The 15,469-nt window shown below is 61.7% G+C and carries 13 protein-coding genes and 1 pseudogene; 8 read left to right on the top strand and 6 right to left on the bottom strand.

Going from position 1 to position 15,469, the window contains the following annotated elements; translation table 11 throughout:
• The first annotated feature begins 65 nt into the window (after positions 1–65).
• From murQ to PCS43_RS32690, 4 genes are all read left to right on the top strand, one after another.
• Positions 66–983: an N-acetylmuramic acid 6-phosphate etherase gene (gene murQ / locus PCS43_RS32705; protein ID WP_199267501.1), complete on the top strand. Its 918-nt coding sequence runs from the start codon at positions 66–68 to the stop codon at positions 981–983.
• Positions 984–1,763 (top strand): glucosamine-6-phosphate deaminase, encoded by a 780-nt coding sequence (gene nagB / locus PCS43_RS32700; protein ID WP_209907837.1) that lies wholly within the window; start codon positions 984–986, stop codon positions 1,761–1,763.
• Between the two features lie 60 nt (positions 1,764–1,823).
• Positions 1,824–3,239 carry an FAD-dependent oxidoreductase gene (locus PCS43_RS32695; protein WP_209907839.1) on the top strand — a complete coding sequence of 472 codons (1,416 nt, stop codon included), beginning with the start codon at positions 1,824–1,826 and terminating at the stop codon, positions 3,237–3,239.
• Between the two features lie 86 nt (positions 3,240–3,325).
• Positions 3,326–5,623, top strand: a complete 2,298-nt coding sequence (locus PCS43_RS32690; RefSeq protein WP_047269011.1) for a serine/threonine-protein kinase — start codon at positions 3,326–3,328, stop codon at positions 5,621–5,623.
• Between the two features lie 27 nt (positions 5,624–5,650).
• Here PCS43_RS32690 and PCS43_RS32685 read toward each other — a convergent pair whose 3' ends face one another.
• Complete coding sequence (locus tag PCS43_RS32685; RefSeq protein ID WP_037129603.1) at positions 5,651–5,959, bottom strand: amphi-Trp domain-containing protein; 309 nt, start codon at positions 5,957–5,959, stop codon at positions 5,651–5,653.
• Positions 5,960–6,208: 249 nt separating this feature from the next.
• On the opposite strand from PCS43_RS32685, the gene PCS43_RS32680 reads away from it, so the two are divergent.
• From PCS43_RS32680 to PCS43_RS32670, 3 genes are all read left to right on the top strand, one after another.
• Complete coding sequence (locus PCS43_RS32680; protein WP_037129600.1) at positions 6,209–6,652, top strand: Fur family transcriptional regulator; 444 nt, start codon at positions 6,209–6,211, stop codon at positions 6,650–6,652.
• A 36-nt stretch (positions 6,653–6,688) separates the two neighbouring features.
• Entirely contained in the window at positions 6,689–8,911 is a 2,223-nt protein-coding gene (gene katG / locus PCS43_RS32675) for a catalase/peroxidase HPI (protein WP_003941458.1), read from the top strand.
• Positions 8,912–8,990: 79 nt separating this feature from the next.
• Positions 8,991–9,464 (top strand): NUDIX hydrolase, encoded by a 474-nt coding sequence (locus PCS43_RS32670; RefSeq protein WP_064114277.1) that lies wholly within the window; start codon positions 8,991–8,993, stop codon positions 9,462–9,464.
• Between the two features lie 17 nt (positions 9,465–9,481).
• On the opposite strand, the gene PCS43_RS32665 is transcribed toward PCS43_RS32670, so the two are convergent.
• The 3 genes from PCS43_RS32665 to ctaD all read right to left on the bottom strand — a co-directional run bounded on the left by PCS43_RS32665 (position 9,482) and on the right by ctaD (position 12,264).
• Complete coding sequence (locus PCS43_RS32665; RefSeq protein ID WP_125050399.1) at positions 9,482–10,300, bottom strand: universal stress protein; 819 nt, start codon at positions 10,298–10,300, stop codon at positions 9,482–9,484.
• Positions 10,301–10,379: 79 nt separating this feature from the next.
• Positions 10,380–10,529 (bottom strand): hypothetical protein, encoded by a 150-nt coding sequence (locus PCS43_RS32660; RefSeq protein WP_245361405.1) that lies wholly within the window; start codon positions 10,527–10,529, stop codon positions 10,380–10,382.
• Positions 10,522–12,264 carry an aa3-type cytochrome oxidase subunit I gene (gene ctaD, locus PCS43_RS32655; protein WP_209907841.1) on the bottom strand — a complete coding sequence of 581 codons (1,743 nt, stop codon included), beginning with the start codon at positions 12,262–12,264 and terminating at the stop codon, positions 10,522–10,524. The genes PCS43_RS32660 and ctaD overlap by 8 nt, the downstream gene beginning before the upstream one ends.
• A gap of 199 nt (positions 12,265–12,463) precedes the next feature.
• Here ctaD and PCS43_RS32650 point away from each other — a divergent pair, with 199 nt between their 5' ends.
• Positions 12,464–12,844, top strand: a complete 381-nt coding sequence (locus tag PCS43_RS32650) for a VOC family protein (protein WP_042925691.1) — start codon at positions 12,464–12,466, stop codon at positions 12,842–12,844.
• Between the two features lie 3 nt (positions 12,845–12,847).
• On the opposite strand, the gene PCS43_RS32645 is transcribed toward PCS43_RS32650, so the two are convergent.
• Both PCS43_RS32645 and PCS43_RS32640 read right to left on the bottom strand, forming a co-directional pair.
• Complete coding sequence (locus PCS43_RS32645; RefSeq protein ID WP_209907843.1) at positions 12,848–14,548, bottom strand: sensor histidine kinase; 1,701 nt, start codon at positions 14,546–14,548, stop codon at positions 12,848–12,850.
• Positions 14,538–15,270, bottom strand: a pseudogene (locus PCS43_RS32640) (response regulator). Before PCS43_RS32640 ends, PCS43_RS32645 begins: the two are co-directional and overlap by 11 nt.
• Positions 15,271–15,469: the final 199 nt, after the last annotated feature.

The following is a 15,469-nucleotide window of genomic DNA, read 5'->3' as shown; positions in this document are numbered from 1 at the left end:
GTCGTCGCTGTGAATACTGACGAGGAGTCGTCGTAATGAATATCGATCGAGGAGGACTCGCCACAATGCAATTGGAAATGCTCTCCACCGAGAGACCCAACCCTCTGACCCGCGATCTCGATGTCATGTCGGTGTCGGGTCTGCTGACGGTGATGAATCAACAGGACGCAATCGTGGCCGACGCGGTAGCAGCGGTACTACCCGCCATCGAAGCCGCAGTCGACTTGATCGTCGCGGCCCGAGCACAAGGTGGTCGACTGATCTACCTGGGAGCGGGGACAAGTGGGCGTCTGGGAGTTCTCGACGCAGTGGAATGCCCTCCGACGTTCGGGACCGATCCGGGCGAGGTGATCGGCATCATCGCCGGTGGCCCAGGAGCGTTTCTGAACGCCGTCGAGGGGGCAGAGGACGATCCGCGAGCGGCTGGGGTCGATCTCGACGCAATCTCGTTGAACGCCAACGACGTCGTGGTGGGTCTGGCTGCCAGCGGTCGTACCCCCTACGTCATCGGGGGACTCGATCACGCCCGCGAACTCGGCGCTGCAACAGTGGCAGTCTCGTGCAACCGGAACGCGGCAATGAGTTCTCACGCCGGCGTGGCCATCGAAGTGGAGACCGGGCCCGAAATCCTCACCGGATCGACGAGGCTCAAGGCCGGAACTGCGCAGAAGATGGTGTGCAACATGCTCTCCACGGCCAGTATGGTTCGCTCCGGGAAGGCATTCCACAATCTGATGGTCGATCTTCGGCCGACCAATGCCAAGCTTGTCGATCGTGCGAACCGGATCGTCGCGGCAGCCACCGGAGTCGATACCGAGATCGCTGCGGAGACCATCGACAATGCCGATGGTCATGTGAAGGCAGCGGTCGTCATGTTGTTGGCCGAATGCGACTTCGCCGAAGCAACCGAACTGTTGGACCGCGCTTCGGGTTCGGTACGTGAGGCCATCGTCGGAGCCGGCACGAGCAGTGAGGATGTCTGAATGGAAATCGTCATAGTTCCCAGTCCGGAGGACGGCGGGCGAATCGCTGCAGATATCGTTTGTGGCGCAATCGAAAACGGAGCGCGGACGCTCGGCCTCGCGACCGGATCGTCACCGCTGCACACGTATCGAGAGCTGGTCAAGAGGCATCGAGAATCGGGAGTGTCGTTCGCGGCGATGAGCGCGTATCTTCTCGACGAGTATGTAGGTCTCACGTCCGATCAGCCGCAGTCCTACGCGCACACCATCCGCACGGAACTCGTGGATCACCTCGACATCGACAATGCGCGAGTGTTCAGCCCCGACGGCGGGGCCGCGGATCCCAGTGACGCTGCCCGGCGTTACGACGCTGCCATCGCCGAAAACGGTCCCATCGACGTGCAGATCCTCGGCATCGGCCTGAACGGACACATCGGTTTCAACGAGCCCTCCTCCTCGCTTGCATCGCGCACCCGAGTGAAGACCTTGACCGAGAGGACCCGCGCCGACAATGCACGGTTCTTCGCAGACCCAGCCGACGTACCGCATCATGTGATCACGCAAGGGCTCGGAACCATCAGTGATGCACGGCATCTCGTCCTGATCGCGGACGGCGCCCGCAAAGCGCCCGCCGTCCGGGCCGCGGTCGAAGGTCCGGTCTCGGCATTCTGCCCGGCGTCGGTGCTGCAGCTGCATCCACACGTGACCGTCATAGTCGACGAGGCAGCTGCCGGCGAACTCCAACTAGCGGACTTCTACCGCTACACAACCGAGCACAAGCCTGCAGAGCAGGGTTACTGAAAAGCGGGCTGCTGAAAGCGGACTTGATCTCCAGCGCAGTTGAGGTCCTAGCCTCGGGGGATGATCAACGCCAGAGGTCCAGCGGTATCCCCGCCTGCGGCGCCCCGATTCTTCTCACCACCGCTCAGTGTCGCGATCGTCGGAGCGGGGCCGGCGGGAATCCACGCCGCCGGCGCTCTCGCCGAACTTGCGCCCGGCACCAAGACAGACGTGTTCGAGCGTCTACCGACGCCGTACGGACTGGTGCGCTACGGTCTCGCACCAGGGCACCCCGAGTCCGAAAAGTTCGCCCATTCTCTGCACACCACGCTGGTCGCCAGTGAGTTCCGGCTGTTCTGCAACGTGGAGATCGGAAAGGACCTTTCCGTCGATGACCTACGTTCGTCCTACGATGCCGTGATCATTGCAACCGGTGTGCCGCGGGATGCACCTCTCGACATTCCCGGCGTCGAGCTTCCAGGTTCTTTCGGTGGCGCCGAGTTTGTCGGTTGGTACAACGATCACCCGGACAGCTCGCCGCAGTGGCCGCTGAACGCGGAATCGGTCGCAGTGATCGGAGGTGGCAACGTCGCACTCGACGTCACCCGTATGCTCCTCGCCGAGGCGCAATCGCTGCAGGCCACGGACGTCTCCGACCAAGTTCGGGAAGGGATCGCCGGCAGTCGAGTTCGCGAAGTACACATCTTTGTCCGGCGCGGACCAGCCGACGCTCGCTTCTCCCCGAACGAGTTGCGCGCTCTCGGTGAACTACCCGGCGTAGATGTTGTCGTCGATTCTGTCGATGTCGTACCGGACCGGCATGTCGAGCGGATGACCAAACAGTTGGCGCACACCCGACTGACAGTCGAGACACTCCGTGGTTTCGCGGACGCTGCTTCTGCCGATCGGACTTCCCGGCGCCGAGTTCACCTGCACTTCTACCGACAGCCGGCGCAGATTCTCGGCAGCGGGAAAGTCGAAGCACTCCGCGTCGAGCGGACAGACCCGGACGGATATGGTCACGTCACCGCTTCGGGTATCTGTACCGACTATCCGGTTCAAGCTGTGTACCGGGCAATCGGATTTCTCGGGACGCCACTTGCCGGGGTGCCTTTCGATCACGGACGCGGCAATGTTGCGCACCAGGGCGGCGCAGCGGTCGACGAGAGCGGCTCGCCGATCGCAGGTTTGTTCGTGACGGGCTGGATGAAGCGAGGTGCCGCCGGGCTGATCGGTGCGGCTCGGCCTGATGCACGCCAAACCGTCGAAACCTTGCTGCGACAGTTGGATTCGGCATACGAGCGTCGAGCCGGCCACGGCCGGATCGCGGAGGTCCTCAGGGCCGGCAGAGTGGTGCCCGTCGATTGGGACGGATGGCTTCGCATCGATGCCGCCGAACGTGCCCTCGGTGTGAAGCATGGGCGTGATCGGATCAAAATCAAAGAGCGCGACGAACTCGTTCGCATCGGCACGGAGTCGGCAGTTCACGCCGAATAGATTCGCTGGGGTCTGGAGTACCACCGGGGTTACGCTGAAGTGAGTCACTCCGATTCATTGTGATCGAGGTGCGGAACAGAAGTGTCATGAATGAACGTGGTGCGCAGGCCAGTGACGCGACAATCGCGAGCGGGCCCCTGACCGAACGGGGCACCGTCACCGAGTTGCGCCCCTCAACGCTGCCGGTGATGCGTGACGGCCAGAACGGTGCAGACGGCCTCGGCCGCCTTGTGGCGGATTGGGAGGAGGGACGAACCCCGTCCGACCTGAGCGACTATCTGCCTGATCCAGCCAAGATTCGTCGGGCGGCGCTGATCGAACTGGTCGGAATCGACATGGAGTACCGCTGGCTGAAAAATGATTGCCCGAAACGGCTCACGGATTACTGTGCCGAGTATCCCGAATTACTCGAAGAACCATTACCGGCCGAGCTCCTGTACGAGGAGTTCCGGCTGCGGAAGCAGGGTGGGGAGGACGTCGCAGCAGCCGAGTACCTCAGCGAGTTTCCTTTGCAGGCAGAGAGTTTCGAGCAGATGTTCGACCGTGATTCGATGGCGGGTCGCGAAGACGTGATGATGTTGGGGCTCTCGGGTTTCGACGAGTTCGAAATCGGGCAGCACCTGGACGATTTCGAACTGGTGTTGGAACTCGGGCACGGCGCATTCGCCCGAGTGTTCCTCGCTCGGCAACTCTCGATGCAGCGGTGGGTTGCGTTGAAAATCTCGCGCAACGTCGGAGTCGAGCCGCAGACTCTCGCCCAGCTCGACCATCCCAACATCGTCCGGGTCTTCGATCAACGGCTGCTCGAGGAACGCGCACTGCGAGTCCTGTTCATGGAATACGTGCCGGGTGGGACCCTGCTCGACGTGGTCAAACTTGTCCGCGTGACACCGCAGGCGCAGCGGTCCGGACAACTACTTCTCGACGCCATCGACAAGACCCTGGCGAAGAAGGGAGAGATGAAGCCCAGCGAGACGAGCCTGAGGAGCGAGATCGCTGCGATGTCGTGGCCGGAGACCGTGGCCTGGATGGGGATGCGACTGGCCGATGCCCTCGAGTATGCGCGTGAGCACGGCGTATTACATCGGGACATCAAGCCGGCGAATGTCCTGCTCAGCGTCGAAGGCATCCCCAAGCTCGCCGACTTCAACGTCAGCTCGAGCGAGGAGGTCTCGACCGAGGACGCTGCATGTTTTGTCGGAGGCTCGCTTGCCTACATGTCTCCGGAGCAATTGGAGGCCTGTGCGGTGGGGGCGCCTGGCACACTCGACACCCGTAGCGACATCTATGCACTGGGCGTGATGTTGTGGGAACTCCTCACCGGGAGTAGGCCTTTCACGGACGACGGTACGGGGGAGAGCCCACCGTCGCCCAAGAAGGCGCTCGAGGCCCGCCGGCGCGGGGTGGATCCCGCAGCCGAGGCACGGCTACCGGACGACTGTCCGCCGGCGCTGCGCCGAGTTCTGGTCAAGTCTCTCTCGCCGGAGAGAGACGGAAGGTGGTCTGGCGGCCGAAAGTTGGCTCGTCAGTTCGCACTGTGTCTGGACCGGTCTGCTCGCAATCTGGTGGACCCACCGGAAGGGAGTCCACGTTCGTCGTTGTGGAAGTGGGCGCTGCCGATAGTGCTTGCCGCGATCGGAATTCCGAATCTTCTTGCGGCGGGCTACAACTACTACTACAACAAGATGCTGATCATCTCGGGTCTCTCGCCGCAGGCTCAGCAGCATCTCGAGCAGGTTCATCTGGTCATCGGGGTGGCTGCGTTCTCTCTCGGTGCCGCAGCGATCCTGTATTGGTGTCGGCTTGCACTCACCGTGCCTCACGGACTGCGCAACGGTCAGACGTACAGCGCGGAGGTCTTGAACAAAGCGCGTACCGCGACGCTGAATGTCGGACATCGCGCGGTGGTGATCGCATTCGGTCTGTGGGTTCTGGCCGGTATCGCATATCCGGTCGCATTGCAGATTGCCGCCGGCGGGATTCCGCAGCGAGCCTACGTGCACCTGATGTCGTCGCTGGCGGTGTGCGGCGCCGTCGCAGTCGCGTATCCGTTCTTCATCCTGACGTACTACTCGGTTCGATGTCTGTATCCGATCTTGTTGTCACACGGCGAGTTACGAAGCGACGACGGCCGCGATATACGTTCACTGGGTCGCAGCAGCACGCGTTACCTCGCAGTCGCGGCGTCGGTTCCACTGGTGGGAATCGCGGGGCTCAGTTTTGTCGGTTCGGGTGCCGGTGAGGAACTCAACGCAACAGTCCGTGCGCTGTGTTTGGGCGGTATCGCCGGATTCATCGTTGTGTATCAACTGTTTCGACGGATCGAAAGTGATCTCCGAGCACTGCTGCGCGTCGTGTCTCTCGAGGTGTCGGCGTCTCCGTAAGTGCCGAACAACCGTATTCGAGTCGGCCTATGTGGAAGTGCTCTTGCGTGGTCGGCTGCGACGAACTGCTTTGGTGCGAGGCGGAGACTTCTCTTCCGATTCTTCCTGAGGGTCGTCGCGCCAGTGAATCTCGATTTCTATCTCGACTTCGTTGCCGTCGACTTCGATCTCGAGTTCCCACCGAACCTGTTCCGGAACACTGATTTCGATCGAGTCCCCACCCGACCCCAGCTCCACTTCCGATCCACTGGCGAGGGCTTGACCGAGGGCGATGAGTCGGTCGGCGACTTCCTGCCGTGAGAGTTCTGACTTCCTCTTGATCTCCAGTTTGGGCACGAGCACTCCTGACCTCGGCGGATTCTCCCTTTCACGGTAGTTGGACGAAGGGGAGATTGTCGGAGTTTGTGGAACCACACAGCAGGACGCGTCGACGCGCAACAAACCTGAAGGCGCTGTTGGGGGCGTGAGAAACAGCGAGGAATCCGGCTCACTTCCAGCACGGACGAATCGGTCGGGAGGGCCCTGTCCGCGATGATTTTCGCGAAAGTCTGGGTTCAGTCCAGAAGATTGCGCAATAGTGGAAAGGTGCCTTCGACGCCGGATTATGCAGCCCAACTGCGTAACGCTGAGCTTCGCGTGACTCGTCCCAGAGTCACGGTGCTCGAGGTTGTGCATGCACGCCCACACGCAGCCACCGAGACTGTCTTCGATGCTGTGCGGGCTGTTCTGCCGGGGGTGTCGCGGCAGGCGGTCTACGACGTGTTGCACGCTCTCACCGACGCCGGGCTGATCAGGCGGATCCAACCGTCCGGATCGGTGGCGCTGTACGAGTCACGCGTCGGCGACAACCATCATCACGTCGTCTGCCGGTCCTGTGGGGTCGTTGCAGATGTCGACTGCGCAGTCGGAGAGGCACCGTGTTTGACGCCGTCGGCGCACAACGGTTTCGTTCTCGACGAAGCCGAGGTCATTTACTGGGGCCTGTGTCCCGACTGCTCGACAACTCAGAGTTTGCGATCACAAACGTGATCGAAGTCCGTTCTACTCGCTCATGGAGGGATTACCGTGTCCGATAGTTGCCCGGTTGCTCACGACGGAAACACCGAGAGCACCAGCGAAAGTGAAAACCCCGCAATCCCGTCTCCGACGCCTACCGGGAATCGTCCGAGAACAAACAGCGACTGGTGGCCGAATCAGCCGGATCTCTCTGTCTTGCATTCACATTCGTCGAAGTCGAATCCGATGGGTGCCGACTTCGATTACGCCCAGGAATTCGCCAAGCTCGATGTCGAGGCGCTAAAGCGCGACGTCATCGCGTTGATGACGGCGTCGCAGGATTGGTGGCCGGCCGACTACGGGCACTACGGCGGACTCTTCGTGCGTATGAGCTGGCATGCTGCCGGCACCTATCGCATTGCAGACGGCCGCGGCGGTGGCGGCCAAGGTGCTCAGCGTTTCGCCCCGCTCAACAGTTGGCCGGACAACGCCAGCCTCGACAAGGCCCGGCGCCTGCTTTGGCCCGTGAAGCAGAAGTACGGAAAGCAGGTTTCCTGGGCCGACCTGCTGGTGTTCGCGGGCAACTGCGCCCTGGAGTCGATGGGGTTCAAGACCTTCGGCTTCGGATTCGGCCGAGAAGACATCTGGGAGCCCGAGGAGATCTACTGGGGTCCCGAGGACACCTGGCTCGGCGACGAGCGTTACAGCGGAGACCGTGAGCTGTCCGGACCGCTCGGAGCCGTGCAGATGGGCCTGATCTACGTCAATCCCGAAGGACCCAACGGGCAACCGGATCCGGTAGCGGCCGCCCGCGACATCCGAGAAACGTTCGCCCGCATGGCGATGAACGACGTGGAGACAGCTGCGCTGATCGCCGGCGGTCACACCTTCGGCAAGACGCACGGAGCCGGACCGGCCGACCTCGTCGGACCGGAACCGGAAGGTGCTCCCATCGAGCAGCAGGGACTGGGCTGGAAGAGTGCCTTCGGCACGGGTGTGGGTAAGGACGCGATCACCAGTGGTCTCGAAGTCGTGTGGACTCCCACTCCGACGAAGTGGGACAACACCTTCTTGGAGATTCTGTACGGCTACGACTGGGAGCTGACCAAGAGTCCGGCGGGTGCGTGGCAGTGGATTCCGAAGGACGGCGCGGGGGCGGGCACCATCCCGGATCCGTTCGATTCGTCGGCCGGACGCACCCCGACGATGCTGACGACCGACCTGTCCCTACGCCTGGATCCGACGTACGAGAAGATCACCCGGCGCTGGCTCGATCATCCGGAAGAATTCGCCGAAGAGTTCGCCAAGGCTTGGTACAAGCTCCTTCACCGTGACATGGGACCGGTCACGCGCTACCTGGGACCTTGGGTTCCCGAGCCGCAGCTGTGGCAGGACCCGGTTCCCTCGGCCGATGATCAACTGATCGGGGACGCAGACATCGCGATCCTCAAGAGTCGACTTCTCGACTCCGGGCTGTCCATTTCGCAGTTGGTATCGACGGCGTGGGCGTCTGCCGCGAGCTTCCGCAGCACGGACATGCGCGGCGGCGCCAACGGTGCGCGAATCCGACTGGAGCCGCAGAAGAATTGGGAAGTCAACGAGCCCGCAGCTCTCTCCGCGGTGCTTCAGACTCTCGAGCGGGTTCAGCAGGACTTCAACCAGGCTGGTGGAGCCAAGGTTTCTCTCGCCGACCTGATCGTTCTGGGTGGTACAGCGGCCGTCGAACAGGCTGCGAAGAACGCCGGACAGGACATCACGGTCTCGTTCACTCCGGGACGTACGGACGCAACGCAGGAGCAGACAGACGTCGACTCGTTCGAGGTACTCGAACCCCGGGCCGACGGATTCCGGAACTACCTCAAGGGAGGCGAGAAGATTCCGGCAGAGATTCTGTTGGTCGACCGCGCGTACATGCTGTCGCTGACCCCGCCCGAGGTGACAGTGCTGGTCGGCGGACTTCGCGCGCTGAACGCGAACTTCGGCAATACCCGTCACGGGGTGTTCACCGATCGTCCCGAGACGTTGACCAACGATTTCTTCGTCAACCTTCTCGACATGGGTACCGAGTGGAAGCCGTCGAAGACGGACGAAAACGTCTACGACGGCGTTGATCGCGTGACGGGCGATCCGAAGTACACGGCAACTGCGGTCGATCTCGTTTTCGGATCGAATTCGCAACTGCGTGCACTCGCCGAGGTGTACGCCAGCGCAGACGCCAAGCAGAAGTTCGCCGAGGACTTCGCCGCAGCCTGGACCAAGGTGATGGACCTCGACCGGTTCGACGTGAACTGATCCAGCAGATCGTCGACGACGCCCCGCGAGCTTGTTCTCGCGGGGCGCCGTCATTTCACGCGCACGATAGCGTGGTCGTGTGGCCGATCAATTTGCGCTGGTACCAGCGGTGTACGTGCTGTTCTGTCGAAGCAACCCGGTACAACGGCGCGAGGTGCTGCTGCAATTGCGCGAGGGCACGGGATTCATGGACGGATACTGGGCTCACGCTGCTGCGGGCCACGTCGAACTGGGGGAGTCGGCGATCGACGCTGCCGTTCGGGAGGCTGCGGAAGAACTTGGTGTCGAGTTGCTTTCCTCGGAACTGAAGCCGCTGACCGTGTTGCATCGCCGCCACGCGGACGGGAGCGAACCGGTGGATCATCGAGTGGACTTCTTCTACGAATGCCGCACGTGGTCGGGTGAACCACGCCGGATGGAGCCGTTGAAATCTGCAGATCTGCGGTGGTGGCCGGTTGACGAACTCCCGGAGAAGTTGGTCGACCACGAGCGTTTCGTAATCGAAGCCCATCACTCCGGTCAGCTCGCACCCATCCACAGTTACGGCTTCTGACCGGGTGACGATCTGATTCAGGCTTCGCTGGCAACGATGACCGGGCAGTGTGCTTTTCGAATCATCGCACTGCTCGTGGTGCCGAGAGCGGTGTCGTCGAACGAGCCTCGCCCACGCCGACCCACGACGAGAAGCCGTGCCTCGGTGGAGAGTTGTTCAAGAATGGCAACCGAGGGGCCGTCGAACTCGATCTGACGGATCGCGACGCCAGGGTAGAGCGTGGCCCAACCCGACAGTTGCCACGTCAGCGGCGTCGAGTGCTGGGGCGAGTGCCCGGATGCGACGTCTCGACGCAGTTCGGCCTCTGGCGGCGCTGCGTGCACGACGACCAGTTCGGTGTTCGCTGCCTCTGCTTCCTTGAAGGCGATGGCCAGAGCGCTTTCGCTGTAGGCGCTTCCGTCCAAACCGACGACAACCGGCAAGGCTGCCGCAGCGCTGCTTTCACGCGGTGTTCCGACTCTTGCGAACGAACATGTCGGTCCAGGTGCGGCGGGATCGTCCTGTGGTGCGACGATCAAGGCGGCCTCGGACGTCAACGCGGTGAGGATTGCGGTGTTCTCCCCGGAGATCAGATCGGTCCGGATCCGAAGATCTGGCGACACCGACTCGGCGATCTGAATGGCCTCCATGAACAGGCCGGTCGGCGATGCCGAGGTGTTCAGATCGGCGCTCGGAGCTACGAAAACGATTCGCATCCAGAGACCGTGGCGATGTGCGAACTCAGCCGCCCACGTGATCACGTCGGGGCGCAGCGGGGATCCGTCGATGCACACGACCACCGCTCCGTCCGCGGACCACTCCGAGGTGATGAGGTCAGTCGATAGTTCGGGCTTCATCGTGAACTCCTCGGGCTGTGTCTGTTGAATGCGAACTAGCTTGCAGGACAGTGCCGAACAGCAATCCTGCTCCGATTATCTAGCACGCGGCAGTCGTCAGGGGCAACCACACGAGCGTCGTGACAGCGAACATGAGCACGAGCAACGGGGCGAGGAGATGGCCGGGTTTCGCTCGGCATTCGTGGTGCTGCTTTTCTGCCCAGGCTCGGTACTTCGTGCCGTCATTCATGTTGTTTCACCTCAGTTCTCACGTCGGAAACCGACTTGTGACCAAGCAGTCCGACATGCGCCTCGTCGCGCATTCTTTCGACCATGTGGGGGTAGTGCAGTTCGAATGCCGGCCGCTCACTGCGGATTCGGGGAAGTTCGGTGAAGTTGTGTCGCGGTGGTGGGCAGGACGTCGCCCATTCGAGCGAGTTTCCGAAGCCCCAAGGATCGTCGACGGTCACAATTCGGCCGTACCGGTAGCTCTTGAAAACGTTCCAGATGAACGGAATCGTCGAGGCTCCGAGCACAAACGCGCCGATGGTCGAGATCGTGTTGAGAAGAGTGAAATTGTCCGATGGCAGGTAGTCCGCGTACCGCCGAGGCATGCCCAGGGCGCCGAGCCAATGCTGGACGAGAAATGTTGCGTGAAAGCCGATCAGGGTCAACCAGAAATGGATCTTGGCGAGCTTCTCGTCCAACATCCGGCCGGTCATTTTCGGGAACCAGAAGTAGATTCCGGCGTATGTCGCGAACGCGATTGTCCCGAAGAGGACGTAATGGAAATGCGCGACAACAAAGTACGAGTCGGTGACATGAAAGTCCAAGGGCGGGCTGGCAAGGATGACGCCGGAGAGTCCGCCGAACAGGAATGTGACCAGGAAGCCGACGGAGAACAGCATGGGCGATTCGAAAGTCAACTGCCCCTTCCACATGGTGCCGATCCAGTTGAAGAACTTGACTCCGGTGGGAACTGCGATCAGGAAGGTCATGAACGAGAAGTAGGGGAGGAGAACGGCGCCGGTTGCGTACATGTGGTGCGCCCACACAGCGATCGACAGTGCAGCAATTCCCAATGTTGCGTAGACCAATCCGGTGTATCCGAAGATCGGCTTGCGGCTGAAGACGGGGAAGATCTCCGAGACTATGCCGAAGAACGGCAGCGCCAGAATGTAGACCTCGGGATGGCCGAAGAACCAGAACAGGTGCTGCCACAACATGACTCCACCGGTGGCGGGGTCGAACAGGTGCGCTCCCAGGTGCCGGTCCACCCACAGTCCGATCAAGGCAGCAGCGAGCAGCGGAAAAACGAGGAGGATCAGCATGCTGGCGACCAGCGCATTCCACGTGAAGATCGGCATGCGGAACATCGTCATACCCGGGGCGCGCAGGCAGACGATCGTCGAAACGATGTTGACTGCGCCGAGGATGGTGCCGACGCCGCCGAGAGCGAGACCGATGATCCACAGGTCGGCGCCCATGCCGGGGGAGTGGAGTTCGCTGGTGAGCGGTACGTAGGCGGTCCAGCCGAAATCTGCCGCACCACCAGGTGTTACGAATCCGGCGGACGCGATCAGGCCGCCGAAGAGATAGAGCCAGTAGCTGAAGGCGTTGAGTCGCGGGAAACACACGTCCGGCGACCCGATCTGCAGTGGCATGAGGTAGTTGGCGAATCCGAAGAACACCGGGGTCGCGTACAGCAGGAGCATGATCGTGCCGTGCATGGTGAACAACTGGTTGTACTGCTCGTTGGACAGGAATTGCATTCCCGGAACGGTCAATTCCATGCGCATGAGTAGTGCCATCAGTCCGCCGATCAAGAAGAAGGCAAACGAAGTCACGATGTACATCAGACCGATCATCTTGTGATCGGTGGTCCTGAGGATCTCGACCAGTTTCGAACCCTTCGGAGCGGTTCGGGGAATTGCATCGGCGGGAGAATCGACCTCACCGACCGGCCGGGGCGCGAGATCAACCACGACGGCCGCCTACGCACATCGACGTGACGAAAGACCGAGAATGCCTGGGACTGTGGAACATAACGCAATGATCGTGGCGACCGGGAACTCGGACGAGGGGAAAAGGTCCCTAGGATCGGAACAGAGGCATGGCGTAGATCACGTGGTCCGGTACGGTCGAGAGAGTTGTCTTCACGAGCCGAAAGAAAGCGAGATGGTCATGGCATGTCGTATCAGTGAACTGGTGCTCGGTTGCCGGGAACCCGAGGTGCTGGGCCGGTTCTGGTGCGAGGTCCTGGACTTCGTCGTGCTCGATCGAATGGACGACGGTTCGTTGGAGATCGGCCCACGCGAAGGGTTCGGCGGTCCGCAGCCGACGATCATCCTCAGTCGCAGAGACGAACCGGAGAAGGGTAAGCCCCGCCTGCATGTCGACGTCAACGCCACCGATCGCGATCAGGAGGCCGAACTGGAACGCCTGTTGAGTCTTGGTGCGCGGCCGGCCGACATCGGCCAGACAGGGCACGAACAATGGCATGTCCTGGCCGATCCGGAAGGTAACGAGTTCTGCCTGCTCAAGGCCCAACTGGATCCGCTCTGACGCTCAACGATGCTGGATCGGCAACGGACTTCGCCTGGGGCTCAGCGGAACACGCCACACCAGTTCGGTGACACCGTTCTCGCTGGTGATGTTGCTCGAGCCTCCGCACTGACGAGCGCGGGTCGCCAGGTTGTCGAGACCGTGGATTCTGGTTGCCTGGTCGATTCCCACACCGTCGTCGACGATGCTGATGACAAGCTCCTCGGTGGCCCGGATGGTGACGTCGATGGCATCGGCATGTGCATGCCGCAGAGCGTTGCTCAAGCCCTCGCGCACAACGGCTTCGGCGTGCGGGGCAAGTCGAGACGGGACGGAACTGTCGATGGTTCCCTCGAAAGTGACGCTGGGAGTGATCGACGAGTGGCCGGACAGACCGTTGACGGCATCGAGTAGTCGCCGCCGCAGGCTTGTGGGAGTAGACATCTCGCTCGTATGGAGGTCGAAGACTGCGGTGCGGATTTCACGGACTGTTCGATCGAGTTGATCGACAGAGGTGTCCAATACGGTTCGAACGGTGTCCTCGTCGCCTGGACGTTGCAGCACCCCCTGCAAACTCAACCCGGTGGCGAACAGCTGTTGGATGACGTGGTCATGGAGATCCCGCGCGATTCGGTCGCGATCTTCGAGGACGTCGACCAGTCTTTCTTTCCGTTGCTGTTCTGCGAATTCGACAGTGACAGAAGCGATGTCTGCCATCGCCGTCAGTTGCTCGATCTCGTCCACTCCCCACGGGCGGTTGCTGCGGCGTGACGCGAAGAGAACACCGCCGCCGAACGAGGTTCCGGAGAGGGGGAGTGCGACCACTGATTCGTCGCCGGAAACGTTCAGTGCCGGAACGGAACTGCCATGTGGTGCAGAGATCGGCCGCCGGCTCCGCGCAGCGTCGTCGATCACGGTCCCGGACAGATCGACGGCTGATCCGGTCGCGGGGACAGGCTGGGAATCAGCAGCATCGGCGACGTGGACTACCGGCTCTCTGCCGAGGTCGTAGCGAACGACGCACACAAGATTTCCATCCGTGAGGTGCCGCGTCGTCCGAACCAGTTCCGCCAGCGTCTCGTCGCGGGATCCGCCGCTGAGCAGACGTACATTGACGGCGGCGACGGCCTTGAGCCAGGCTTCTCGCGTCCGGGATTCCTCGAACAGACGCGCATTGTCGATGGCGATGCTCGCAGCATTTGCCAGAATCTGGAGTACAGCCTCGTCGCGGTCGTCGAATGCAGTCCGTTCTGAGCTGTCCGCGAGGTAGATGCTGCCGAACACCTCGCCCCTGACGAAGATCGGAACACCGAGAAACGTGTCCATCGGCGGGTGATTGGTCGGAAACCCTGCCGAGGACGGATGCGAGGAGATTCGGTCGGTTCGAACCGGGCACGGTTCTCGAACGACCAGGCCCAGCAGGCCGTGTCCTTCGGGAAGATGCCCGATTTTGGCAACCTGCCCCTGAGTCAAACCGGAGTGGATGAATCGGGACAAGCGTCCGTCGGGGGATTTCACGCCGAGCGCGCCGTAGTCCGCGTCGAGGAGATGTCGCGCGACGTCGACTATCTGTTGCAGGGTTTCGTCGAGCTGGAGTGTGGACCCGACGGTCAACACGGCACTGAGCAGTTTGGGAATTGCAGTCGGGTTGAGAGCAGTCAGCTCCGCGCTTCCGGCGATGTCGCCGAAAAGGCTGAGCATGAGCGCGTCGCGGCTACCTGGCATGGTGCGTGCCCGTGGTGGCGGAGAAGGGCGAGCCGGACGGCGTCAGCAGGTGAGTGGTCGCCTGGCCGGAAGGATCCGGGTGCGAAGTGCCCGCACGAAGCTTTGTCGCCAGAACTGCGGCCTGCGTTCGACGTTCGAGACCCAGTTTCTCGAGGATGCGTGAGACGTAGTTCTTGACTGTTTTCTCCGAGAGTTCTGCGTGCGAGCTGATCTCTCGATTGCTCAGTCCCTTGCCGATCAACTCGAAGATCAAGAGCTCCTGATCGGTCAACAGGGCTGCCGCAGTACCCGACTCCTGTTCGGACCGGATGCGCCGGACCAAACCGATCACCGCCTGGGTGTTCAACAGCGACTTGCCGGTAGCAACCGTGCGGATCGCCGACACCAGGTCGTGGCCGCGGATGTTCTTGAGGACGAATCCTCGTGCGCCGGCGATCAGGGCGTCGAGCAGTGCGTCGTCGTCGGAGTACGACGTGAGCATCAAAGTGGCGGCGCTCGGGTAGGTCGACGCCAGTTCTCGGCACAGTTCCACACCGTTACCGTCGGGAAGTTCTGACGTCCATGACAACCACGTCGGGTCGGCATTCGGGTATTCCGGCCGAGGCTTCGCGAACACACGACGCCTCGCCAACAACGTTGAATCCCGATACCTGATTCAACAGGTCTGCCAATCCACGACGGACGATCTCGTGGTCGTCGACCAGATAGATGCCGATCGTCACGGTGGTCACCTCTTCCAGCTCACGCCTGCCGTCGATGTTACCGGACGGTAATGTCCCGACAGGATCGGGTTGTCCGACCGATGGTCGACAAAAAACCCGCGTCGAAGGGTGCGAGACCGAGTCTCGATTGCACAGAGTCAAAGGTCCCGACCGTCACGAGATCTGAATCACCCAGATCTCGTGAGGCGGTGGGTGTGAG

The organism is Rhodococcus sp. C-2 (assembly GCF_027854095.1).
In the GTDB taxonomy this organism is placed as follows: Bacteria; Actinomycetota; Actinomycetes; order Mycobacteriales; family Mycobacteriaceae; genus Rhodococcus_F; species Rhodococcus_F qingshengii.
The sequence above is the reverse complement of the archived record's forward strand: the minus strand, read 5'-3'. Positions and strand labels throughout refer to the sequence as shown.